The 21,802-nt window shown below is 61.9% G+C and carries 25 protein-coding genes; 17 read left to right on the forward strand and 8 right to left on the reverse strand.

The genetic code is table 11. From position 1 onward, the window contains the following. Positions 1 to 57: 57 nt before the first annotated feature. The 3 genes from CR103_RS16475 (at position 58) to CR103_RS16485 (ending at position 6,556) form a co-directional block, all read left to right on the forward strand. Entirely contained in the window at positions 58 to 1,923 is a 1,866-nt protein-coding gene (locus CR103_RS16475) for a CHASE domain-containing protein (RefSeq protein ID WP_229443264.1), read from the forward strand. Positions 1,924 to 2,219: 296 nt separating this feature from the next. Beyond that, positions 2,220 to 3,092, forward strand: a complete 873-nt coding sequence (locus CR103_RS22175; protein WP_143752651.1) for a glycine-rich domain-containing protein — start codon at positions 2,220 to 2,222, stop codon at positions 3,090 to 3,092. Positions 3,093 to 3,748: 656 nt separating this feature from the next. Continuing rightward, positions 3,749 to 6,556 carry a TonB-dependent receptor domain-containing protein gene (locus CR103_RS16485; RefSeq protein ID WP_180279434.1) on the forward strand — a complete coding sequence of 936 codons (2,808 nt, stop codon included), beginning with the start codon at positions 3,749 to 3,751 and terminating at the stop codon, positions 6,554 to 6,556. 26 nt (positions 6,557 to 6,582) lie between these two features. Here the strand turns inward: CR103_RS16485 and CR103_RS16490 are convergent, their stop codons facing one another. From CR103_RS16490 to CR103_RS16505, 4 genes are all read right to left on the reverse strand, one after another. Then, positions 6,583 to 6,849 (reverse strand): hypothetical protein, encoded by a 267-nt coding sequence (locus CR103_RS16490; RefSeq protein ID WP_099917037.1) that lies wholly within the window; start codon positions 6,847 to 6,849, stop codon positions 6,583 to 6,585. A 162-nt stretch (positions 6,850 to 7,011) separates the two neighbouring features. Next, entirely contained in the window at positions 7,012 to 7,272 is a 261-nt protein-coding gene (locus CR103_RS16495; RefSeq protein WP_099917038.1) for a hypothetical protein, read from the reverse strand. 165 nt (positions 7,273 to 7,437) lie between these two features. After that, positions 7,438 to 7,686 carry a complex I 30 kDa subunit family protein gene (locus CR103_RS16500; protein WP_099917039.1) on the reverse strand — a complete coding sequence of 83 codons (249 nt, stop codon included), beginning with the start codon at positions 7,684 to 7,686 and terminating at the stop codon, positions 7,438 to 7,440. Between the two features lie 35 nt (positions 7,687 to 7,721). Continuing rightward, positions 7,722 to 8,615 (reverse strand): SDR family oxidoreductase, encoded by an 894-nt coding sequence (locus CR103_RS16505; RefSeq protein ID WP_099917040.1) that lies wholly within the window; start codon positions 8,613 to 8,615, stop codon positions 7,722 to 7,724. Positions 8,616 to 8,627: 12 nt separating this feature from the next. On the opposite strand from CR103_RS16505, the gene CR103_RS16510 reads away from it, so the two are divergent. Both CR103_RS16510 and CR103_RS16515 read left to right on the forward strand, forming a co-directional pair. Beyond that, entirely contained in the window at positions 8,628 to 9,659 is a 1,032-nt protein-coding gene (locus CR103_RS16510) for a CDP-6-deoxy-delta-3,4-glucoseen reductase (protein ID WP_099917041.1), read from the forward strand. Between the two features lie 94 nt (positions 9,660 to 9,753). Beyond that, positions 9,754 to 10,533 (forward strand): class I SAM-dependent methyltransferase, encoded by a 780-nt coding sequence (locus CR103_RS16515; RefSeq protein ID WP_099917042.1) that lies wholly within the window; start codon positions 9,754 to 9,756, stop codon positions 10,531 to 10,533. Here CR103_RS16515 and CR103_RS22180 read toward each other — a convergent pair. Then, entirely contained in the window at positions 10,437 to 10,865 is a 429-nt protein-coding gene (locus CR103_RS22180; RefSeq protein WP_143752652.1) for a hypothetical protein, read from the reverse strand. The genes CR103_RS16515 and CR103_RS22180 overlap by 97 nt on opposite strands. Next, positions 10,852 to 10,980 (reverse strand): Ig-like domain-containing protein, encoded by a 129-nt coding sequence (locus CR103_RS24195; protein WP_370659456.1) that lies wholly within the window; start codon positions 10,978 to 10,980, stop codon positions 10,852 to 10,854. The genes CR103_RS22180 and CR103_RS24195 overlap by 14 nt, the downstream gene beginning before the upstream one ends. 78 nt (positions 10,981 to 11,058) lie before the next feature. On the opposite strand from CR103_RS24195, the gene CR103_RS16520 reads away from it, so the two are divergent. The 4 genes from CR103_RS16520 to CR103_RS16535 all read left to right on the forward strand — a co-directional run bounded on the left by CR103_RS16520 (position 11,059) and on the right by CR103_RS16535 (position 13,080). Next, complete coding sequence (locus CR103_RS16520; protein ID WP_099917043.1) at positions 11,059 to 11,277, forward strand: hypothetical protein; 219 nt, start codon at positions 11,059 to 11,061, stop codon at positions 11,275 to 11,277. Between the two features lie 68 nt (positions 11,278 to 11,345). Next, positions 11,346 to 11,882 carry a GNAT family N-acetyltransferase gene (locus CR103_RS16525; protein WP_099917044.1) on the forward strand — a complete coding sequence of 179 codons (537 nt, stop codon included), beginning with the start codon at positions 11,346 to 11,348 and terminating at the stop codon, positions 11,880 to 11,882. A gap of 41 nt (positions 11,883 to 11,923) precedes the next feature. Then, entirely contained in the window at positions 11,924 to 12,583 is a 660-nt protein-coding gene (locus CR103_RS16530; RefSeq protein ID WP_229443272.1) for a DUF1345 domain-containing protein, read from the forward strand. A 113-nt stretch (positions 12,584 to 12,696) separates the two neighbouring features. Then, positions 12,697 to 13,080: an HPF/RaiA family ribosome-associated protein gene (locus tag CR103_RS16535; RefSeq protein ID WP_099917045.1), complete on the forward strand. Its 384-nt coding sequence runs from the start codon at positions 12,697 to 12,699 to the stop codon at positions 13,078 to 13,080. Between the two features lie 74 nt (positions 13,081 to 13,154). Here CR103_RS16535 and CR103_RS16540 read toward each other — a convergent pair whose 3' ends face one another. Continuing rightward, positions 13,155 to 13,955, reverse strand: a complete 801-nt coding sequence (locus CR103_RS16540) for a helical backbone metal receptor (RefSeq protein WP_099917046.1) — start codon at positions 13,953 to 13,955, stop codon at positions 13,155 to 13,157. A gap of 146 nt (positions 13,956 to 14,101) precedes the next feature. On the opposite strand from CR103_RS16540, the gene CR103_RS16545 reads away from it, so the two are divergent. Both CR103_RS16545 and sbcB read left to right on the forward strand, forming a co-directional pair. Next, the gene (locus CR103_RS16545) at positions 14,102 to 15,049 is read left to right on the forward strand and encodes a GGDEF domain-containing protein (protein ID WP_099917047.1); all 948 of its coding nucleotides are present in this window, start codon (positions 14,102 to 14,104) and stop codon (positions 15,047 to 15,049) included. Positions 15,050 to 15,181: 132 nt separating this feature from the next. Next, positions 15,182 to 16,630 carry an exodeoxyribonuclease I gene (gene sbcB, locus CR103_RS16550; protein ID WP_099917048.1) on the forward strand — a complete coding sequence of 483 codons (1,449 nt, stop codon included), beginning with the start codon at positions 15,182 to 15,184 and terminating at the stop codon, positions 16,628 to 16,630. A gap of 24 nt (positions 16,631 to 16,654) precedes the next feature. On the opposite strand, the gene pyrF is transcribed toward sbcB, so the two are convergent. After that, positions 16,655 to 17,473, reverse strand: coding sequence for an orotidine-5'-phosphate decarboxylase (pyrF, locus tag CR103_RS16555; protein WP_099917049.1), 819 nt, complete (start codon positions 17,471 to 17,473; stop codon positions 16,655 to 16,657). A gap of 190 nt (positions 17,474 to 17,663) precedes the next feature. On the opposite strand from pyrF, the gene CR103_RS16560 reads away from it, so the two are divergent. The 6 genes from CR103_RS16560 (at position 17,664) to CR103_RS16585 (ending at position 21,405) form a co-directional block, all read left to right on the forward strand. Then, a complete protein-coding gene (locus CR103_RS16560) occupies positions 17,664 to 18,221 on the forward strand; it encodes a LemA family protein (RefSeq protein ID WP_229443282.1) in 558 nt (185 codons plus the stop codon). 1 nt (position 18,222) lies between these two features. Continuing rightward, entirely contained in the window at positions 18,223 to 19,029 is an 807-nt protein-coding gene (locus CR103_RS16565) for a TPM domain-containing protein (RefSeq protein ID WP_370659454.1), read from the forward strand. Beyond that, positions 19,029 to 19,541, forward strand: a complete 513-nt coding sequence (locus CR103_RS16570) for a TPM domain-containing protein (protein ID WP_099917052.1) — start codon at positions 19,029 to 19,031, stop codon at positions 19,539 to 19,541. The genes CR103_RS16565 and CR103_RS16570 overlap by 1 nt, the downstream gene beginning before the upstream one ends. A gap of 78 nt (positions 19,542 to 19,619) precedes the next feature. After that, on the forward strand, positions 19,620 to 20,384 hold the full coding sequence (locus CR103_RS16575) for an SDR family NAD(P)-dependent oxidoreductase (protein ID WP_099917053.1): 765 nt from the start codon (positions 19,620 to 19,622) through the stop codon (positions 20,382 to 20,384). After that, positions 20,381 to 20,854 (forward strand): MarR family winged helix-turn-helix transcriptional regulator, encoded by a 474-nt coding sequence (locus CR103_RS16580; RefSeq protein ID WP_370659455.1) that lies wholly within the window; start codon positions 20,381 to 20,383, stop codon positions 20,852 to 20,854. The genes CR103_RS16575 and CR103_RS16580 overlap by 4 nt, the downstream gene beginning before the upstream one ends. 119 nt (positions 20,855 to 20,973) lie before the next feature. Beyond that, positions 20,974 to 21,405 carry an organic hydroperoxide resistance protein gene (locus tag CR103_RS16585; RefSeq protein WP_099917054.1) on the forward strand — a complete coding sequence of 144 codons (432 nt, stop codon included), beginning with the start codon at positions 20,974 to 20,976 and terminating at the stop codon, positions 21,403 to 21,405. The last annotated feature ends 397 nt before the right edge of the window (positions 21,406 to 21,802 follow it).

The following is a 21,802-nucleotide window of genomic DNA, read 5'->3' on the forward strand; positions in this document are numbered from 1 at the left end:
TTCACTTCACGGATACAGTGTCCGACTGCTCGACTGAATTCTCGAAAGCAACGAGCGATGCGCTTCCTGCCTGCCGACATCAAAGTTTTTACCATGGGGAAAGTGGCATTTGGGATTGGTTTCCTGTTGTCTTCTGCGGTCGGCCTGCTGTTTTTCGTTGCGACCGCAAACACCATTGAGAAAGATGCGAAGGCACGCTTCAACACCATGGCGCGCAGCGTCCAAAATATGATTAACGAACGCGTCAAGAGCTATAACGACGTGTTGCGCGGAAGCGCGAGCCTGTTTCAAGCCACCCCTAACCTGACACGCAAACAATTTCACCTTTATGTGCAAGGCCTGTCGCTCGAAAAAGAATTTCCGGGGATCGACGCGATTAATTTTGTCCGTACTGTCACCGAAGTCGAACTCCCGGCGTTCGAGGCGAAGGTGCGCCAGGAAATCGCGGCCGAGCCCAGCGGGTATCCGCCGTTTCAAATCATCCCGCCGGGCCGACGCGCCGTCTACGACGTGATCACCTATATCGAACCGATCGAGCGCTGGTCGAGCAGGTTCGGAGTCGACATCAGCGGTAACGGTGATCAAGGACGAGCCAAAGCGCGCGACTCTCGTGAACTTTCGGCCTCGGGTCTGCCGGTTTCCTTCCTATCAGGACCGACTCGCACCGCGCTTTCCATGCGTTTGCCGATCTATCGCAATGACATGCCGGCCTCCACCGTAGCGGAGCGGCGCACTGCCTATCTCGGTAGTGTGGGCGTTGGTTTTACCGTGCAGAAGCTGCTTCAGGGTGTGCTTGGCCAAATGCCGGTGCGCGGTGCGCGCCTTGCGCTGACAGACGTTGGCCGCCGGCCCAACAGTTCGCAACCGGGCGCTTCTTCCTCCCCGCGCGTGCTGTTCGACAGCAGCGCCACGGCCACTATGCCTTCCCCTTCCCCGGCACGGCCGGACAGCATGACCTTTGTTACTACATTGCCGATATATTACACCACGCGCTTGTGGGAATTTCGTCTGAGCATTCGCAAGTCCAGCCTCTACACCGGGTTCGATGCCTATGTCCCATGGCTCGCGATGCTGGCCGGCTTTGTCAGCATGATGTTGCTGTTCATCCTGTTCCAAACGCTCAGTTCATCAAGCCGAACCGCTGTCGCTCTGGCCAAAAGCATGACCAAGGAATTGCGGGACAGCGAGGCCAAACTACAAAGGTCCAACGACAGTTTGCGCCGACTCGGCGCCCATGCGGATAAGATCAAGGAGGCCGAGCGCAAACGCATTGCGCGCGAGATCCACGACGACCTCGGCCAAAACCTGCTCGCGTTGCGCATCGAGGCCGATATGCTGCTCTTGCGTACCGGGGACCGACACCCGCGCTTGCATATGCGTGCACGCGCGACCGTCAGCCAAATCGATGCGACGATAAAGAGCGTGCGCCAAATCATTAACGACCTGCGGCCGAGCGTCCTCGACCTCGGCTTGAACGCGGCAGTGGACTGGCAAATCGCCGAGTTCGGGCGCCGCACCGGCATCAACTGTGATGTAGTGGAAACCCATCAGGATATTCAAGTCAGCGAACACTGTGCCACCGCCCTTTTCCGCATCCTGCAGGAATCATTGAGCAATATCTTGCGCCACGCGCACGCGACGCGGGTCCAGGTCGTGCTACGGGTAGAGCGCGGCTGGATTTTGATGTCGGTGGGCGACAACGGCGTCGGCTTTCATCCCAAGGGGCACTACAAGCTCGGGTCCTTTGGCCTGATCGGCATCGAAGAACGCGTCAACATTCTCGGCGGCACCTTCGACATGCATAGCGAGCCAGGCAGCGGCACGATCATTCGCGTAGCGGTACCAATTCCAGACGTTCTCCAACACCCCATTCCACTCAGCAATCCAATCAACGAGCGTGAACAAGGAACAGCACTGGTCTGATTGGTGTCAGATATTCCTGACAGATCTGCGTCCGGAATGCCTCGCAGCAGTGTTGGTATACCGCCTGTTGCTAGGAATCCACGCACTTATTTGATTGATCGAACGCAAGTTCTGGTCTGCCTTTGTGAGCAAGAATCACCTTACTGCTTCGAATCAATACGGCAGACCGAAACATCCACCTGACTCCCCGCTCCAGGGAATCATTCTATAAGAGCCTGAAATATGCATACAAACGACGAAACTCGATCCTAATCAAAACCAATAGTTACAAAATCTCTGAACACAAAGGATTTGTCATGAACTCGAACGCAAAACTCAACGTGATCGCCGCATTGGACCTCAACCCAATCAAAGTAAAGCTGATGCACAAGGAGTCCGGTGAAGGCTGGTCGCTTGAACAAGTCAACGAAGTGGAACTTGAATACCGCCGCTTCCTGCACCTCTTGAAACTTTTTCCCAATGAGCCGGTGTCACCGCGATTCGACGTCGACATTTTTTGGCACTACCACATTCTGGACACAATGAAGTACGCTGCCGATTGCGAACAAATTTTCGGCTATTTCTTGCACCACAATCCGTATAGTGGACTGGGGGGCAAAGTCGACGAAGCAGATCACCATCGCACTGGTGCACGCACGCAAGAGTTGTATGAAATGACATTTGGAGAAGCCTACCTTCGGCAGGCGGCGATAGCGCAGAACGACAGGTCCTATTCGATGCATTCGGTTTCGAAGGCAGCGAAGATCGCGTGGTGCGATGCGGTAGCGCAGAATGATCGGTCCTATTCGGCGAACCCTGTCTTGGCCTTGGCGCAGATCGCGTGGTGCGACGCAGTAGCGCAAAATGACAAATCTTATTCTGCGCGCCCGGTTTCCAGGTCGGCAAAGATGGCGTGGTGCGACGCGGTAGCGCGGAACGACAGATCCTATTCGGCAGGCCAGGTCGTAGGCTCAGCGAAGATGGCGTGGTGCGACGCGGTTGCTAGCGGCAAATCGTATTCGGCTAGCCCGGTTTCTGGGTCGGCAAAGATGGCGTGGTGCGATGCAGTAGCACAAAACGACAGATCCTATTCGGCACGTTCAGGTACAGGGTCGTCCAAAATGGCGGCGGGCGACGGGGTAGCGCAGAACGCCCCCGCCATAGCAATTGCAATTGCAATTGCAGCATAGTGGCTCATCTCGTCGTCACCAACCCCTTGTCGGGGTTGGCCGACCGTCAGCCGTTTTGGCATTCAGGAAATTAGTGAGGCTTGCTGTAGCGCCGTAACCCTCCTCATCTGCTGACAGCCCCCCCTTTTTCTGCAACTGGCCATTGTTTCGGCTGGTCGACCCTTCAAAGTCGCTGTGTTCAGCTCGATATTTGCGGGCCTGAAGCGCCGCTAGTTTTTAGTCCCGCTTGCTGTTCGATTTGATTATTTGCGGCGTCGCTATCAACGCACACTGTTCGCGGGATGCCGAAGCGCAACGGGGAAGGTAAGGCGAATCGGCATTTCCGGTGATAATTCTTGTTATTCCGTGGCGTGGACACTGCCGTCTCCGGGTCTATGTCCATATGCCGGAAAAATTTAATTTACCTAATAAATGTGTGGATTGACCACGTCGTGGGCGCCATGGTCTCATCATTATTATGTTGGCAAAAAATTGTCTTGATGATCGCGAGTGCCAAGCACAATCGCGCTACGGGCTCCTCGCCTGTCCTGGCACCCGGGCTTCGCCCCGCTTCAACAGGGATACAACATAGGACCCGCGAAAAAATGTTGTCAAATCCACTGCGTCAGATAGTTTCAGGCTGCATCACCGGTGTATTGGTCGCGGCCCAGCCTCTGATGGCCCAAGAAACAATCGAAGTGGTGCAGGTAACCGGCACCCGAATCACCGAGCCCGGCACGACCTCCAACAGCCCCATTTCATCGGTTACCGCCGAAGAAATCCAGACCGCGCAACCGATCGCGGTGGAGGATTTTTTCAAGTCCTTACCCGCGGCGGTGCCGGCGATCGGTCCCGGCACCAACAACGGCACCGGCGGCGCGGCCACCATCGACCTGCGCGGCTTAGGTCCCAACCGCACGCTGGTGCTGGTCAACGGCCGCCGGCTGGTGCCGTTCAACCTGAACGGCACCGTCGACACCAATGCGATCCCGCTTGCCTTGGTCAGCCGGGTCGACCTGATGACGGGCGGCGCGTCGGTGGTGTACGGCGCCGATGCGGTGTCGGGCGTGGTCAACTTCAAGCTCAAGCGCAATTTTACCGGTGTCGACCTGACGACGTCGTACGGCGCCACCGCCGACCAGCGCGACGCCAGGCGGCTCCGCACCGACCTGACGGTCGGCGCCAACCTGCCTGACAATCGCGGCAACGTCGTGCTCAGCGCCGGCAAGACAATCGCCGATCCGGTAATGCAAGGCGCGCGCGCCTACGCCTTCACCAGCCTGAACTCGGTTACCGGCGCGCCGATCGGTTCGGCCACCACGGTGCCGGCGGCTTTTTCGACCAGCAAGGGCGCCGGCGGCAGCGACGCCCTGGCCGGCGCCTGGCAGATCAATCCGGCCACCGGCGCCCTGGTGCAACCGGTCCAGCTCTACAACACCAATCCGGTCAATTACTATGCGACCGGCCTCGAACGGAACCAGGCCACCGCGCTGGGCAACTTCAAGTTCAACGCGCATGCCGAAGCGTACGCCGAACTGTTCTACACCAGCAGCAAGGTCGGCGCTGCCCTCGCCGAGACCGGCACCGCCGGCTCCACCTTCAATGTGCCGATCGGCAACCCGTTTATTCCGGCGCCAGCGCGCCAGCAGTTGTGCGCCCGCCGCGGCATCCCGGCCGCCAGCTGTGTCGAAGGCAATCCGGCCCTGGTACCGTTGCTGGTCAACCGCCGCTTTGTCGAACTGGGACCGCGCTACTTCGATTTCGATACCACAACCCGGCAGGCCACCCTGGGCATACGCGGTGCGCTCACACTTGACTGGACCTACGATGCGTACTGGAGCCGAGGTAACGCCGACCAGACCGGGATACGCCGCAACTGGGGCTCGCAATCGCGGGTGGTCCAGGCGCTCAATGCGCTCAGCACCACTGCCTGCGTCAACCCGGCCAACGGCTGCGTGCCGCTGAACGTGTTCGGCGCCGTCGGGTCGGTCACGCCGGCCCAGCTCGGCTTCATCAACCTGAGCGCGCAGCTGCGGCAAGCGGTACGCCAGGACGTCGGCATGCTGTTGTTCTCGGGCGACCTGGGGAACGGACTGGCCAGCCCGTTTGCTACGCAGCCAGTCAGCGTGGCGCTGTCGCTCGAACAGCGCAAACTGCTGGCCTACACGCAATCGGACGCCGCCTTGCAGGTGCAGGGCGAAGTGCTGGGAAATGGCGCGACTACCCCGGATCGTTCGGGCATGTTCAAGCTCAAGGAATACGCGGTCGAATTGCTGGTGCCGCTGGTAAAGGACAAGCCCTTGATGCGCACCCTCAACCTGGAACTCGGCTTTAGGCAAACCAATTTATCAAACACCGGCAAGTCGCGGGACTATGGCAGCTGGAAGTATGGCGGCGAATGGGCGCCGGTCCAATCGCTGCGCTTTCGCGGCATGGTTCAAAAGGCGACCCGGGCGCCGAACGTGAACGAATTGTTCGCCCCGGTCGTCACCGGCGTAGCGAACCTGGCGCTCGATCCTTGCCAGGGCAACCGGATCAACCAGGCGGCGTCGAATACCGTTGGCACCTTGTCGAACCTGTGCCGGCTGACCGGCGTGCCGCAGGCCGACATCGGCAGCCTGCCGGCGCCGTCCTCAAGCACGATCAGCCGGCAATCCGGCGGCAATCCCGCTCTCGGACCCGAGCAAGCCAGGACCAGGACGCTCGGTTTGGTCTGGGAGCCTGTACCAAAACTGGCCTTGACGGTCGACTACTACAAGATCGACATCGACAACGCCATTGCGAGCCCGTCCACTACCGACATCCTCGACGGCTGCTACAGCACCAGCCTCAATCCCGGCCTGGTGCAAACCGCCTTGTGCGGCCTGATCGGACGCAATTCCATCAATGGCACGCTTAACGGTATCGAGGCGAAAGGGGTGCAAACCGCGCTGTCGAACCTGGGCACCCAGAACACCAGCGGCGTCGATGTCAATGCCGCCTACCGCTTGAGCCCGGGAACGTTCGGCGTCGACGCCAAATTCGGCAGCATTGAATTGAGCGGTGGCTTCAACCAGGTTCAACGCTTTCATTTCCGGCCGACGCCAGCGTCGATCGACCGCAATTGCCTCGGCTTTTACAGCGTGGCCTGCGGCGGGCCGAACTACAAGCGCAAGTTCAGCCAGCGCACCACCTGGACGGTGGGCCCTTGGTCGATCGGGTACAACTGGCGTTATGTCAGTGCCGTGAACGAAGAGCCCGGCGGCACCAGCTTCCTGCCGGCGTTCGCCCGCATCCCCGCTTACCATTACGTCGACGTGAGCGTGGCGTGGAACGCCAGCAAGATGCTGCGCTTGAACGTCAGCGTCAACAACGTCGCCAACAAGCCGGCACCGATTGTCGGCGGTTCGATCGGCACCGCCGTCACCAATAGCGGCAACACGTTCCCGCAGTATTACGATGCGCTCGGCCGCTACGTCACCTTCGGCGCCACGCTCAAGTTCTGAGCGCCGCCCGCCTTGTCAAGCTGGCGTCAGGCCGATGTTGGGGCGCACATGCCCTGCGGGTTGCCCATCAGCGCTTTCAGTTCGCGGATGCTGAAATCGCTCACTTCGTGCATGCGCAGCAGGATGGTGGCGCCGATCGGCAAGGTGCGGTGGCGGATCTTGCTGATCACCGGCGGCGCTACTTCGAGCGCGCGCGACAGGGCTGCGTCGTTCTTCAAGCCGAGCTTGGCGATGATCGCGTCGAGCAAATTGTCGGGGGTGTAGATAGCCGTCTCCGGGACTGTCGTTGTCATGATTTGAATTCTTTCGAATAGTAACCATTCCGCCTCTTATTCGATGCGGAATGGTTATTTAATGTTGAATAATTTGCATCCTAATCGAAACGCAACCGTTTATATGGTCGTTTCTGATGGACGAATCATACACGCCTGACTTGTGATTTGCTTAAGTGAGGCTTATTTCGAAGAACGGGGGGCGCGCAGCGCGTGGGAAGGGGCGAATATCCAGTTGAGCAAGACTTGTGCGGTCAGCTGGCTGTAGGCAGACGGCAGCAGGCAAAACTGGAACAGCACGCTGTCATTGTCGCAAGGCTGCAGGCGCCAGTTCAGCTCGCGGCGAATTTCGGCCGGCGGCGGCGGCGGCCGATGCGCCGACTCGCGCTTTGCCATGTAGGCGCGCACTTGTTCTTTGGTGGGATGGGTTATGTAACGGTCCATGATCAAGGCTGGCTATGGTCCAAACATCGTTAGAGGGCATACCTCAAGATAGGACCAGCGACCAAATCGGACTTGACGCAAATCAACTGTGCGCCAACCAGCCTGCACGTTAGGCAGGTTTTCTGCGCAATTGCCTTCCACCAGCTGCCGCCCGGGCGACGGGCTTTATTTCTTCTCGCGTACCCGCTGCTGCTGCTTCTTTTGGGTCTGCTGCTTGTTCTGCTTTGCCTCGAACAGCGCGACCGCGTCTTTTTTCGCCTGCTCGAGCGTGCACATCTCGGGATGGTCGTCGTGGTGAACAAAAAATTCGGCATCTTGCGCATCGACCACCAGCTTGATCGCCGCAGCATCGTCGAGTTCGTACAATTCAGTGAGGATGGTGGTCACTTCGTCCAGGTATTCTTCGTACGTCATGGTAGTTTTCCGGTCATCTTCCTTGTTGGGGGCAGTCATTTTACCAGTGCCATGCGCGCCACGGCGGCGCAAACGTCAGGATAGCGCAGGCGCACCCCCAGTTCGCACCTGATGCGCTCGTTGCGCATGCGGCGCGACTCGGCCATGAACGACAGCTTGATGGGCGACACTTCCGCCGCCAGTTGCGCGCGCGCCACCCGCGGCGGGCGGGCTAGGCCGAAGGCGTCGGCGACGGCGTCGAAATAGTCGCCCATTTTCATGTGCGTGTCGTCGACGGCGTTATAAATGCGTCCCGGCAGCGCGCGAAACAGCGCCAGCGCAACAATGCGCGCCAGGTCGTCGGCATGGATGTGGTTGGTGTAGACGTCGTCCTGCGCCAGCAAGGCGGGCGTGCCCTGCCTTAGCCGCGCCAGCGGCAGCCGTTCGCGCGCATAGATGCCCGGCGCGCGCACGATCGCCAGTTGCCCCCCCGCGCGCCTGGCCCAGCCGCGCAGCACGCGCTCGGCGTCGACCCGCCGCCAGGCGCGCGCGTTGTGCGGCGCCACGGTACGGGTTTCATCGATCAGGCTGCCCTGGCAATCGCCGTACACGCCCGTGGTACTGACATAAACGAGGTTTGCACCGGCTGGTAGAATGGCAACCAGGTGGCGCGTGCGCCGGTCAACCACGCCGTCGCCCTGCGGCGGCGCCAGGTGGATCACGTTCGGCGCCAGGTTTGCCAGCTTGCGCAAGGTCAAAGGATGGTCGAGGTCGGCGACGATCGGAATTGCCCCCGCTGCCCGCAGTTCGGCGCAGCGCTGGGGGCTGCTGGTGACGGCAAACACCCGGAACCGCGCGCACACCAGCGGCAACAAGCGCATGCCGATATCGCCGCAACCGATAATCAGCAGGCGCGGCCGCCCGATTTTTTGAGTTAGTTTGTTTTTCATGTTGAGGATTGTATGACTTTCCAGATCACTGTACAGCCAAGCGGCCACCAATTCGACTGCGAAGCGGGCGAAACCGTGCTGGGCGCGGCACTGCGCGCCGGCATCGGCCTGCCGTACGGCTGCAAGAATGGCGCCTGCGGTTCGTGCAAGGGCAAGATCGTCGCCGGTTCCGTCGAGCACAAGGCGCACCAGCAGCGCGCGCTGTCCGAAGACGAAGCGGGCGCCGGGTTTTCGCTGTTTTGCTGTGCCACCACCACCGCCGACCTGGTCATCGAGGCGCGCGAAGTGGCCGGCAGCAGCGACTATCCGATCCGCAAGATGCCGGCGCGCGTGGCCAAGCTCGACAAGGTGGCGCCGGACGTCATCGTCATGAGCCTGCAACTGCCGGCCAACGAAGCACTGGCCTACCGCGCCGGCCAGTACATCGAATTCATGCTCAAGGACGGCAAGCGGCGCAGCTACAGCATGGCCAACGCGCCAAGCACGCTCGACGCGCCGTTGCAGGTACACATCCGCTACATGGCCGGCGGCACGTTCACCGAGCACGTGTTCAACACCATGAAAGAGCGCGATATTTTGCGCTTCGAAGGTCCGCTTGGCACGTTTTTCCTGCGCGAGGATTCGGTTAAGCCGATCGTGCTGCTGGCGTCCGGCACCGGCTTTGCGCCCGTCAAGGCGCTGGTCGAACACTTGCTGCACCTGAAATCGAAGCGCCCCGTCACGCTGTACTGGGGCGGACGCCGCCCGCTCGACCTGTACATGAACGAACTGTGCGAGCAATGGGCCGCCATCGTGCCGAACTTTCGCTACGTGCCGGTGGTCTCGCATGCGCTGCCGGAAGACCACTGGAGCGGGCGCACCGGCTTCGTCCACGCCGCCGTGATGCATGACTTGCCGGACCTGTCCGGCTACCAGGTGTATGCCTGCGGGGCGCCGGTCGTCGTCGATTCGGCACGCCGCGACTACGTCCAGAAATGCAAGCTGCCGGCCGACGAGTTCTTCGCCGACGCGTTTACGACCGAGGCGGACCTGGCCCAGCCGTAACATACTCCGCGGGCGGCGGTTTTGAGGTAGTTTATGCGCTGCGCGGGCGAACCTGCCACCCCTGGCGCTCCCAACCTCATCCAAGGAACTCGACATGCAATCGCAGAACCGCCTTTCACCTCACCTCGCCGGCCATGTCACTCGCCACGTCTCGCGCACCCTGCTGGCGCTGGCCGCCATCGCCCTGGCCGGCCCTGCCTTTGGCGCGCCCGACACCGCTGGCAATGCGCAATACAAAGCCGCCATCACCAACCCGGCCCGCACCGCCGACGACCGCAAGGGCGACGCCAAGCGCAAGCCAGCCGAGTTCCTCGCTTTCGCCAAGGTGCGCCCCGGCATGAAGGTGCTCGACGTGTCGGCCGGCGGCGGCGCGACGTCGACCTTGCTGGCGGCCGCCGTCGGGCCGGGCGGCGAAGTGTGGGCGCACAACGCCAAGGCTTCGCCCAAGCTCGACGCCCGCCTGGCCGCGGCGCCAATGGCCAACCTGCACCCTTTGACCGCACCGTTCGACAATCCGGTCCCGGCCGGCGCCCCGCCGCTCGACCTGGTGACGATCAACATGAACTACCACGACATCGTCAACACGCCGACCGACCGGGCGGCGATGAACAAGCGCCTGTACGACGCCCTGAAGCCGGCCGGCGTGCTGGTGCTGATCGACAATGCGGCCAAGGCAGGCAGCGGCCTGTCCGCCACCAATACCCTGCACCGCATCGACGAAGCGGCGGTGATCGCGGAATTGACGAAAGCCGGCTTCACGTTAGATGCCAGGAGCGACTACCTGCACGTTGCCGCCGACCCGCGCGAGCAGCCGTTCTTCAAGATGGAAGGCAAGCCGGATGACAAGTTCGCGCTGCGCTTCGTGAAGAAGTAGAGGTGTCCGGGCGCGCATGTTTGCCGTGCAATTTGCATGCTGCTGTCGCGCGAACCGGGCCAGAAGGCCAGTCCGTCCGCATCCGCCACCCGGTCCAGCACCACCTGGTACATCAGTGCGACGCCCTGTAGAAGTTTCGGATCGGCCTGGGTGAAGGACTGGCCGATGGTGCCGTCGCTGAACTCGCCTTTCTCGACCTCGCTGATGATATCCATGTCGCCATTGGCCTTGTCCTCGACCCGCATCCACCCATCCCGGCCCAGCAAAAAGCGATAGCCGATCAGCTTGCCGCTGTAGACCAGGGTGTCGGTGCCGTCGTTACCGACGATCACGTCGTTGCCCGAGAGCGGGCGCGCCGAGCGTGCCGTTGGCCAGCGTCAGGTCGGCGTTGGTAAAGCCGGTCACCGCCTCGTAGAACGTGATTGTCAGCAGCGCCGTATCGCCCAGTTTAAGCGCTGTCGCTCAAGCCCAGGGTCGCGGTCGGCGGCGGCGTGTCCGCCGCCACTTCCGGCGCCGAAGGTCAGCGTGCCGCCTACTGCCAGCGTCGCTCTCGGTTCAGCAACTGCAAGCTCCACCGGCACCGCCGGCGGCATCACCGGCGGCACCGTCGCGGTCGACAACAACGGCAGCGGCCAACCGGTCAGCATGCCGGTCAGCGTCAGCGGCCAGACGTCGCTGATGCAGCCATACACCGGCGTGAACTATATAATCTGCGTGAATGGCATTTTCCCCTCGCGCCAATAAGGTGTTCCGGCCTTGAATAAAAGTGCGGACCATCCGCACTTTTATTACGACTATTGACCTGACTTCCCATGCTGCCCACCCCGCTCGCCTGCCTGCCTGATCTGCTGCTCCCGCTACGGGCGCGCGCAGTCGATGGCGGCGATACCGACTTCCTCGCCCGCCTGTATTTCTCGACCCGCCTCGACCTGCAGTCGACGACGGCCGATCCGGCCTTTGTCGCCTCGCTGATCGCCATGCAGCAGCGTTTCCAGGCGGCCGGCTACCGCATTGACTTTCCCGGCGCCGGCTACCTGGTACTCGAACGCAACGGCGCGCCGTGCGGGCGCATTGTCGTCGACGCCAGAGAACAAGCGTTGCGGCTGGTCGATATCGCACTGCTGTCCGAGGCACGCGGACAGGGCGTGGGCAGTCACATCCTGCGCGCCTTGCAAGGCTGCGCAACGCAACTCGGCTTGCTGTTGACGTTGTCGGTTCACCATAGCAATCCGAAGGCGCGCCGCCTCTACCTGGCGCTGGGGTTTCAAACGAGCAGCCGCGATGCGGTATCCGAGCAAATGGTGTACTCAAGCAAATCATACATCCGAACAAATGATGATGTGGAATAATGGGCTGCCAGGCATCCGCCCCATCCATGTAAAGGCACCACTTGAAAAAGTTTTTCCTGCACACATTTTTTACCAACCGTCCCCATTTGTCGATGGCGATCGCCTTCGGCGCGCTGGTGGCGTCGTTCAACCCGGGCAACCAGGAAATGATGACGCGCGCACTGATCGCGTGGAACGCCGCTGTGTGGTCCTACCTGATCGGGATGATGTGGGTCATCAAGCGCGCCGATCACCGCAAGGTGCGCGACGTCGCCGACAAGCAGGATGAAAACGCCGGGCTGGTGCTGGCCGTGCTGCTGGTCGCGGCGCTCTTTAGCTTGTCGGCGATTTTCTCCGAGCTCGCCGCACTGGCCGAAGCCAAGGGCGCCGAGCGCGCCGGACGCTACGCGCTGACCGTGTTGACCTTGTTCGGCTCATGGCTGCTGGTCGGCGTACTGTTCTGCTTCCATTATGCCCACATGTACTACCGCAATGCTTCGAAGACACTGCCGCTCAAGTTTCCCAACGACGAGAAGGAACCCAATTACTGGGACTTCCTGTATTTTTCGTTCACCATCTCGGTCGCGGTGCAGACATCGGATGTCAGCGTCATGACGCGCGCGATGCGCAAGCTGGTGCTCGGGCACTCGGTGCTAAACTTTTTTTTCAACCTGATCATCCTCGGCCTGTCGATTAACATCGCTGCCGGACTGATCAAGTAGGTACTTGAGGTGCTGCAATCGAGCCGGGCGTGGGCACTGCGCCGAAAGGTGTAATATCGATTTGCAAGCCCATGGTTGGGGCCCGCATTTGATGAACAACCAAGGAGTGACTTATGCAAATCAACATTAATACCGACAAGACCATTGAACGCCATCAAGGCCTCGACGACCACGTCGAAACCGTAGTCCAGGCCGCTGTAAGCCGATTCCGCGACCACATTACCCGCGTTGAAGTGCACCTCAGTGACGAAAACAGCCAGAAATCTGCCGACGGCGGCAACCGCTGCATGCTCGAAGCACGTGTCACCGGCTACCAGCCGATCGCCGTCACCGAACATTCGATCAACCTGCACCAGGCCATTAGCGGCGCAGCTGACAAGCTCAAGCGCGCGGTGGACAGCGCCCTCGGCCGCCTGCACGACAAGCACATGCACAAGTCGCCGACCATCGCCGACGTGACGGACGTCACGGACGAAATCAACGAAAAATCAAGCTGAAACCAGCCAGAATGCGTTGAAAACGGCGGCCCGCAAGGCCGCCGTTTTCACGTGGTAAGAGCCGCGCGGGGTGGTCACGGTGAACGCGACATGTTTCCCTTGGCAAGCTGACCCAGGTAGGCGAGGCCCGCCAGCGAACGGCTGCCATACCATGACATCATTTCGCCATCGACCAGGCGGACCGGCTTGCCAATCTGTGTTTCCAGCGCGGCGGCGTGGGCGTCCGTGAAGCGGTACGGTTCGGTCGACAGCAGCACGCCGTCGATGCCTTCGATGAGCTCGAGGTTCCAGTCGAAGCGCGGATAACGGGCGGGATCGTCAAGCCGCGGCACGTTCCAGCCGATCTCGGCCATCATGCGGGCAATATAGGTGTCTTGCGACACACTCATCCACGGGTCCTGCCAAATGCAGTACAGCATCGTTTGCGGCGGGCCTTTCGGCGCCGCGCGCAGCGCCGCGTAGTGCGCTTCGAACTGTTCGCACCACGCCGCCGCCCTGGCGTCGGCGCAGAACACGGCGCCCATCAGGCGCGCCAGCGCGAGGTTGTCGCGCGGGGCCAGCGGATGGGTAACGACAATGTGCGGGATGAATTCGGCCAGTGCCGCGACGGTCGGCTTTTCGTTTTCGTCGATGTTGACCACCAGGTGGGTCGGCGCCAGTTGCCGGATTTTCTCAACGTTGACGTCCTTGGTGCCGCCCACCTTGGCAATTGCCGCCACCAGCGGCGCCGGATGGATGCAGAAACCGGTGCGCCCGACCAGTTGCTCGGCCAGCCCCAGTTCGCACAGCAGTTCGGTAATCGACGGCACCAGCGAGATGATGCGGGCGTGCGGCTCGGGAGCGTGATGGACGCCAACGGCATCGTGCATGACCATGGTGTGTTCCAGACGGGTGAGTGCCAAAGAAACCGCTATTGGAACACTGTTGTTTATCGCGCGCCAGCCTCTTGATCGCGGTGGCGATGCGTTATTATGTTATTGCTTATTAGAATTATATTTAATCCTTGATTTGAAAGCCTCATTTGGAACACATTGGCAGCTTCGGCGCCTCAAGCTACAGCCTTCGCGACATGCAATTGTTTCGCGATGCGGATGAAGCGCAGCTGGCCGCCGCGCTGGCCGACTGCGTCGTCTGCCGGCTGGCGAAAGGCAAGCGGCTGGCCGACAGCTTCCGCGCGCGGCTGTACATCGTGCTCTCCGGCGCGCTGGCCGAGGCTGGCACCGACGGCACCGTCAACAAGATCCTGCCCGGCGAGAGCGTCGGCGAACAGTCGGTGCTCGACGAAGCGACCAACCTGGCCGACATCAGCGCGCTTGACGTCACCGAATTGCTGCTGATCGAAGCCGACCTGGTATGGCAGTTGATCGACCAGTCGAACGGCGTCGCGCGCAACCTGCTGCGGCTGCTGTCGTTTCGCATCCGCGCCGCCAGCGCGCTGCTGCGGCGGCGCCAGAAGCTGGGCGAATTCTACCGCCAGCTGTCGATGAACGACGGCCTGACCGGGCTCTACAACCGCGCCTGGCTTGACGACATGCTGCCCAAGCTGGTGGCGACCGCCCGGCGCACCGGCGGTCCACTGTCGGTGGTGATGATCGACCTCGACCATTTCAAGCGTTTCAACGACACCCACGGCCACCTGGCCGGCGACGACGCCTTGCGCAGGGCGGCGGCAATCATCAACGCCGCCCTGCGCCCGTCCGACTTCGCGGTGCGCTACGGCGGCGAGGAAATGGTGGTGCTGCTACCGGAAACGAGCGACAAGCTGGCGACGCTGGTGGCCGAGCGGCTCTGCCTGCGGCTGCGGCAAGTCGTCATCTTCGGCGACATGCGCCTGCCGATGCCGCACCTGACCGGTTCGTTCGGCGTTGCCACCCTTGAGGTTGCGATGGACGAACTGCAACTGCTGGCAGCGGCCGACGCTGCCCTCTACCGCGCCAAGCAGGCCGGCCGCGACCGGATTTCACTTTAGCAAGAACCGCACCAACCGAAGAGCAGCAAAACAGCCGAACCACTGCGGCCGCGCTCCCGCCCGCGCGGCTTTTGTGACACCATCTTATTGAAAGGCGCGAAGCCGCGCCCTCCTCCATTCACCTGAGCAACCATGACGACCCACACATTTCTCTGGCACGACTACGAAACTTTCGGCGCGGTGCCGCGGCGCGACCGCCCGGCCCAGTTCGCCGCGATCCGTACCGACGCCAGCCTCAACGAGATCGGCGACCCGATCATGCTGTACTGCCAACCGGCGCCCGATTTCCTGCCTGATCCGCAGTCCTGCCTGATCACCGGCATCACGCCGCAGCAATGCCTTGAATGGGGCGTGGCCGAGCACCAGTTCGCCGCCACCATTGAAGCGGCGTTCAGCCAGCCCGGCACGATCGGCGTCGGCTACAACACCATCCGCTTCGACGACGAGGTCACTCGCTACCTGTTCTGGCGCAACCTGATCGATCCGTACGCGCGCGAGTGGCAAAACAATTGCGGCCGTTGGGATTTATTGGACGTCGTGCGCATGACGTACGCGCTGCGCCCGGAAGGCATCGAATGGCCGATACGCGAAGACGGCAAGCCGAGCTTTCGGCTGGAAGATCTGGCGCGCGCCAACGGCTTGCTGCACGAAACGGCGCACGACGCGCTGTCGGACGTGCGCGCCACTATCGCACTGGCCAAGCTGATCCGCGATCGCCAGCCGAAGCTGTTCGATTTCTGCCTCGGCCTGCACAAGAAGGACAAAGTGTCGACCGAGATGGGGCTGCACCTGGCGCCCGCCAGCCGCGCGCCGTTCCTGCACGTGTCGGGCATGTTCCCGACCGAGCGCGGCTGCCTGGCGCTGATGTGGCCGCTGGCCTTTCACCCGACCAACAAGAACGAAGTGCTGGTCTGGGACTGCAGCCATGACCCGGCCGAGTTGTTCGGCCTGGACGCCGACACCATCCGGCAACGCATGTTCACGCGCAGCGCCGACTTGCCGGAAGGGGTCACGCGGCTGCCGATCAAGAGCATCCACGTCAACAAGTCGCCGATGCTGGTGGCCAACCTCAAAACGCTCAGTCCGGCCATGGCCGAGCGCTGGGGCATCGACCTCGAGCAGGGCCGCACCTTCGCCCAGGCCGCGGCAAGCGGGCCCGACATGGCGGCGGTCTGGGCCGAGGTCTATACCCGCCCGGCCAGCGGCGAAGCGTTTGACGTCGACGAGGACTTGTACGGCGGCTTCGTCGGCAACAACGACCGCCGCAAGCTTGCCTCGCTGCGCGCCGAAACGCCCGAAAAACTGGCTTTGGTACGCCCGTCGTTCGACGACGAACGGCTCGAGGAATTGTTCTTCCGTTACCGCGCGCGCAATTTCCCGCAGACGCTGGGCGAGGCCGAGGCGACTTATTGGGAGCAGCACCGCGCGGCTAAACTGTTCGACGGCAAAGGCGGTGCGCGCACCATCGAGCAGCTGTTTGCCGAAATCGATGCGCTGTCGGAAGACGCCGACGAACGCGCCGAAGATATATTGGGTGCGCTGTACGACTATGCCGAAGCGATTGCCCCGACCCGGCAGTAGCGGTCCAGCGTTAAGCTGTGAAAATTAACGATGTAAATTAATGGCGTCGCGCGTTTCCAGCGCGACCCGCCCCGCCGCCGCGGCAAAATCTTCGTCCGCCGCCGGCGTCGCATACAGGATCGCGCGCGACGAACTGATCATCATCCCGGCGCCGGCGCCGCTCTTGCCCGAGGTGACGGTCGCCTCGATGTCGCCGCCTTGCGCGCCGATGCCCGGCACCAGCAGCGGCATGTCGCCAACGATCGCCCGTACCTGCGCCAGTTCGTCGGGAAACGTGGCGCCGACCACCAGCGCGCATTGGCCGTTGCGGTTCCACTTGCCGGCCACCATGGCGGCGACGTGCTGGTACAGCGGCTTGCCGTCGACGTTCAAAAATTGCAGGTCGGAGCCGCCGGCGTTCGAGGTGCGGCACAGGATGATTTGCCCGCGGTCGCTCCATTCGAAATAGGGCTCGACCGAGTCGAAGCCCATGTACGGGCTGAGCGTGACGGCGTCGGCGCCGTAGCGGTCGTACGCTTCGCGCGCATACTGATGCGCCGTGGCGCCGATGTCGCCGCGCTTGGCGTCGAGGATCAGGGGGACGTGCGGATGGTGCTGGCGCAGGTAGTCGCAGATTTTCTCAAGCTGCGGCTCGGCGCCGAGCGCGGCGAAATAGGCGATCTGCGGCTTGAACGCGCACGCCAGGGCCGCCGTCGCATCGATGATCGCCTTGCAGAAGGTGACGATGCCGTCCGGCTGGTGCTGCAAGTGCGGCGGCATGCGCGCCAGGTCGGGATCGAGTCCGACGCATAACAGCGAATCATTGGTGGCCCACGCGGCGGACAGCTTATCGATAAAATTCATGGCATGGACCTCGTCATTTTTTGCGAACCCGGCATTGTACCGTGTCCGCCTTCGGCTCCGCCCACAAGAACAGGCATGATCGATCCATTTAGGGTATATTTTTATCCATTGAACAACTTGCCAGGACATTAGCATCATGACCATTCACGCATTTGCACGTTGGACCCGCCTGATTTTCGCCGCTACATTCATGGCGGCCCTGCTGTCGGGCTGCGGTTACAACCAGTTCCAGACCAAGGACGAGGCCACCAAGGCGGCCTGGAGCGAAGTGGTCAACCAGTACCAGCGCCGTGCCGACCTGATTCCGAACCTGGTCAATACCGTCAAGGGTTACGCCTCGCATGAAAAAGATACCCTCGAAGCGGTGACGCGCGCGCGCGCGGCCGCCACCAGCATGCAGGTCACGCCCGAGGTGCTCAACGACCCGGCCGCGCTGGAGAAATTCCAGAAGCTGCAAGGCGACGTGTCGAGCGCCCTGTCGCGCCTGCTGGTGGTGACGGAAAATTATCCGAATTTGAAGGCCGACGCCGGTTTTCGCGACCTGCAGTCCCAGCTGGAAGGCACCGAGAACCGCATCACGGTGGCACGCAACCGCTACATCACCTCGGTCCAGGATTACAACGTGATGGCGCGCAGTTTTCCGAACAACCTGACGGCGATGGTGTTCGGCTACAAGGTCAAGCCTAACTTTACGGTCGAAAACGAGAAGGCGATCTCGACCGCACCGACCGTCAATTTCGGCAAATAAGATGCTAAAGTCGACTACCCGGTTGCATTTCCTGTGGGCGGCTATGCTGGCGCTGGCGCTGGCGCTGGCCTGTTCCGGCGCCGCGCAAGCCCAGCTGGCGGCGGTGCCGAAGCTGACCGGCCACGTGATCGACCAGGCCGGCATGCTCGCGCCGGGCCAGCGCGACAAGCTCGAGGCCGTGCTCACCGATTACGAAGCAAAGACCGGCAGCCAGATCGCCGTGCTGCTGGTGAACTCGACCGAGCCGGAGCAGATCGAGCAGTACAGCATCCGCGTCAGCGACGCCTGGAAACTGGGCCGCAAAGGCGTCGACGACGGCGTATTGCTGATGGTTGCCAAGGATAATCCGGCGGCGCTGCGGCGCCTGCGCATCGAGGCCGGGCGCGGCGTCCAGGGCGTGCTGACGGACGCCCAGTCCAAGCGCATCCTGCAAGACGTCATCGCGCCCCATTTCAAGCAGAACCAGTATTACGACGGCCTGGTGGCCGGGGTCGGCGCCATCGCCACCCTGCTCAACCAGGAACAGTTTCCGCAAGCGCCGCAAGGTCAGGCGGCCCAGTCATCCGGCGGTGGCTTGCTGGTGCCACTGTTGCTGTTCGGCGCGTTCGTGCTGATGTCGATCTTCCGTCCGCGCCGCTCTCGCCTGTCGCGCGGCGGCTGGGGCGGCGGCGCCACCGGGTTTATTCTCGGCACCGCGCTCGGCAGCCTGGCCCGTGGTGGTGGGGGCGGCTTCGGCGGCGGCGGCGGCGGCGGATTTTCGGGCGGCGGTGGCGGTTTCGACGGCGGCGGCGCCTCGGGCAACTGGTGATGAGCACAGTGACCCAACGCCTGGCGCGCGCACTACGCCACTGGAAGACCAGTGCGGCCGACGGCCGCCGCGCCTTCCCCCAGGAAACGCTGGCCGCGGTCGGCCTTGCCATTACCGCCGGCGAGCAAACCCATCGCAGCGAGCTCCGATTAATTGTCGAGGCATCGATGCCGTTCGACGCCATCTGGGCCGACGTCAGCAATCGCCAGCGCGCGCTGGCACTGTTCGCCGAGCACGGCGTATGGGATACCGAAGACAATTGCGGCGTGCTCATCTATATCAACCTGGCCGAACGCACGGTCGATATCGTGGCCGACCGCAACGTCAACCGCAAGATCGACAGTACGACTTGGCAAGCGGTGTGTGCCACCATGACTGCCGGGTTCGCGCGCGGGCAATTTCAGGACAGTACCATCGCCGCGGTGGCCCACGTCAACACACTGTTGCAGGCGCACTTCCCGGCGACCGGCGCGCGCGCCAACGAATTGCCGGACAATCCGATCCTGATGTAGGCGGGCCGCGCGAAACCTCCCACAACGCGGTGCGCAATGGGTAAAATTCGCTGTTCCCTAAATCCATCGAAAGCGCTTATGAAATTAGTGGACAAAGTTGCGATTGTGACTGGCGCGACCCAGGGCATTGGCCTGGCCTGCGCCGCCCGCCTGGTCGCCGAAGGCGCTCGCGTGATGCTGGTCGACATCAAGCCCGAGGGTGAGCAGGCGGCGCAGCAGCTCGGTGGCGCGGCACGGTTTTTCGCCGCCGACGTCAGTCAGAAGGCCGACGTCGACGCCATGATCGCCGCTACCCTGGAGGCGTTCGGCCACATCGACATCCTGGTCAACAACGTCGGCGTCACCCATGCCGCCGACTTCCTCGACCTGGACGAAAGTGATTTCGACCGGGTCTTGCGCATCAACCTGAAATCGATGTTCCTGTGCGGCCAGGCGGCGGCGCGCGAAATGGTCAAACGACAAAGCGGCAGCATTATTAACATGTCGAGCGTTAATTCCGAACTGGCGATTCCGAACCAAGTGCCGTACGTGGTGTCGAAGGGCGGCGTTAACCAGCTCACAAAAGTAATGGCATTAAACCTGGCGCCGCATGGCATCCGTGTCAACGGCATCGGCCCCGGCACCATCCTCACCGAACTGGCCAAAAAGGCTGTACTCGGCAGCCCGGAAGCGCGCCATACCATCCTGTCGCGCACCCCGCTGGGCCGCTGCGGCGAACCGGAAGAAGTGGCGGCGATCGCCGCTTTCCTAGCCAGCGACGACGCCTCCTATATGACGGGCCAGACCATCTACGCCGACGGCGGGCGCCTGGCGCTCAATTACACGGTGCCGGTGAAGCAATGAGCATGCCGCACAAGCAGGCGCCGCCGGCCGACATGCTGGCGCTCGACAACCAGTTCTGCTTCGCGCTGTATTCGGCTTCGCACGCGGTCACCAGGACCTACAAGCCGCTGCTCAACCGGCTTGGCCTGACCTACCCCCAATACCTGGTGATGCTGGTCTTGTGGGAACAGGATGGCATCCTGGTCAAGGACATCGGCGCGCGCCTGTTCCTCGACTCCGGCACCTTGACCCCGCTGCTCAAGCGGCTGGAGGCGAATGGCCTGCTCGAACGCCGGCGCGATCCGCGCGACGAGCGCCAGGTGCGCATCTCCTTGATGGTGGCCGGACGCGCGCTGCGCGAACTGGCAATCGAAATTCCCCGGCAATTACTGTGTGCCAGCGGTAAGGAAGCAGTCACGCTCGGCCGCCTGCGGACGGAACTGTCGGCCGTGCGCGACGACATGTTGCGGGCAATGGAGGGCGGCGAATAATCCGCACCGACGCCTATCGGGCCGATAGCAATAATTAAATTGCCCACAATTAGATTGTTGACTATTATATTTTGTATCGGCAGTCCTCCTGCCGCGTCAATTACTTTCAGGAACTCCACATGCAAATTCTGTACACCGCACATGCTACCGCCACCGGCGGGCGCGACGGCCGCGCCACCTCCAGCGACCAGGCGCTCGACGTCGCACTGTCGACCCCAAAACAACTCGGCGGCGCCGGCGGCGAAGGCAGCAACCCCGAACAGTTGTTTGCGGCCGGTTATGCGGCCTGCTTTCTGTCTGCAATGAAAATGGTGGGCGGTATGCTGAAGACGCCGGTGCCGCAGTCGACCAGTGTCGCTGGCGCCGTCGGCATTGGCCCGAATGGCGCCGGCGGTTTTGCCTTGGCGGTGACGCTGTCGGTGACTACTCCGGGCATGGATGGCGCAGCGGCAAAGGCCGTGGTCGCCAAGGCGCACGAGGTATGCCCGTATTCCAACGCAACGCGCGGCAACGTCGATGTGGCGATCTTGGTAAATCCGGAGCAGATATAAAAGAAATATATGTCTGATATCTAATATGGCAATTGGACGTAAATGCCGTGGTGCAGCATCATTTGCCTTGTCTCCACTATTCTCCTCCAAGAAAATAGTTTTTAGCCCGCTTTCACCAGCGGGCTTTTTTTTGCTCCGTCTCTTTGTCACCGGTCCTAATCTCGACAGGCTCTTGGGCAAAAACGTTCCGCGCGATTGCGCCACGCTTGAGTATTGTCATACTGGCGTCACACTGGCTGCCTATACTTAATCCACCTGCCATACATGCAACCGATATGCGTGATCGCAGACCAGGCGTGCCGCTTTCAACGACGGCACGCCGCTCCGGTTTACCTCTCTTGGCCCGATCTTGGGTTCGCCCGCACAAAGCTGCGGGCATTTTTTTGCTCATCGGCAA

This window comes from Massilia psychrophila (assembly GCF_002760665.1).
GTDB lineage: Bacteria > Pseudomonadota > Gammaproteobacteria > Burkholderiales > Burkholderiaceae_D > JAFCUW01.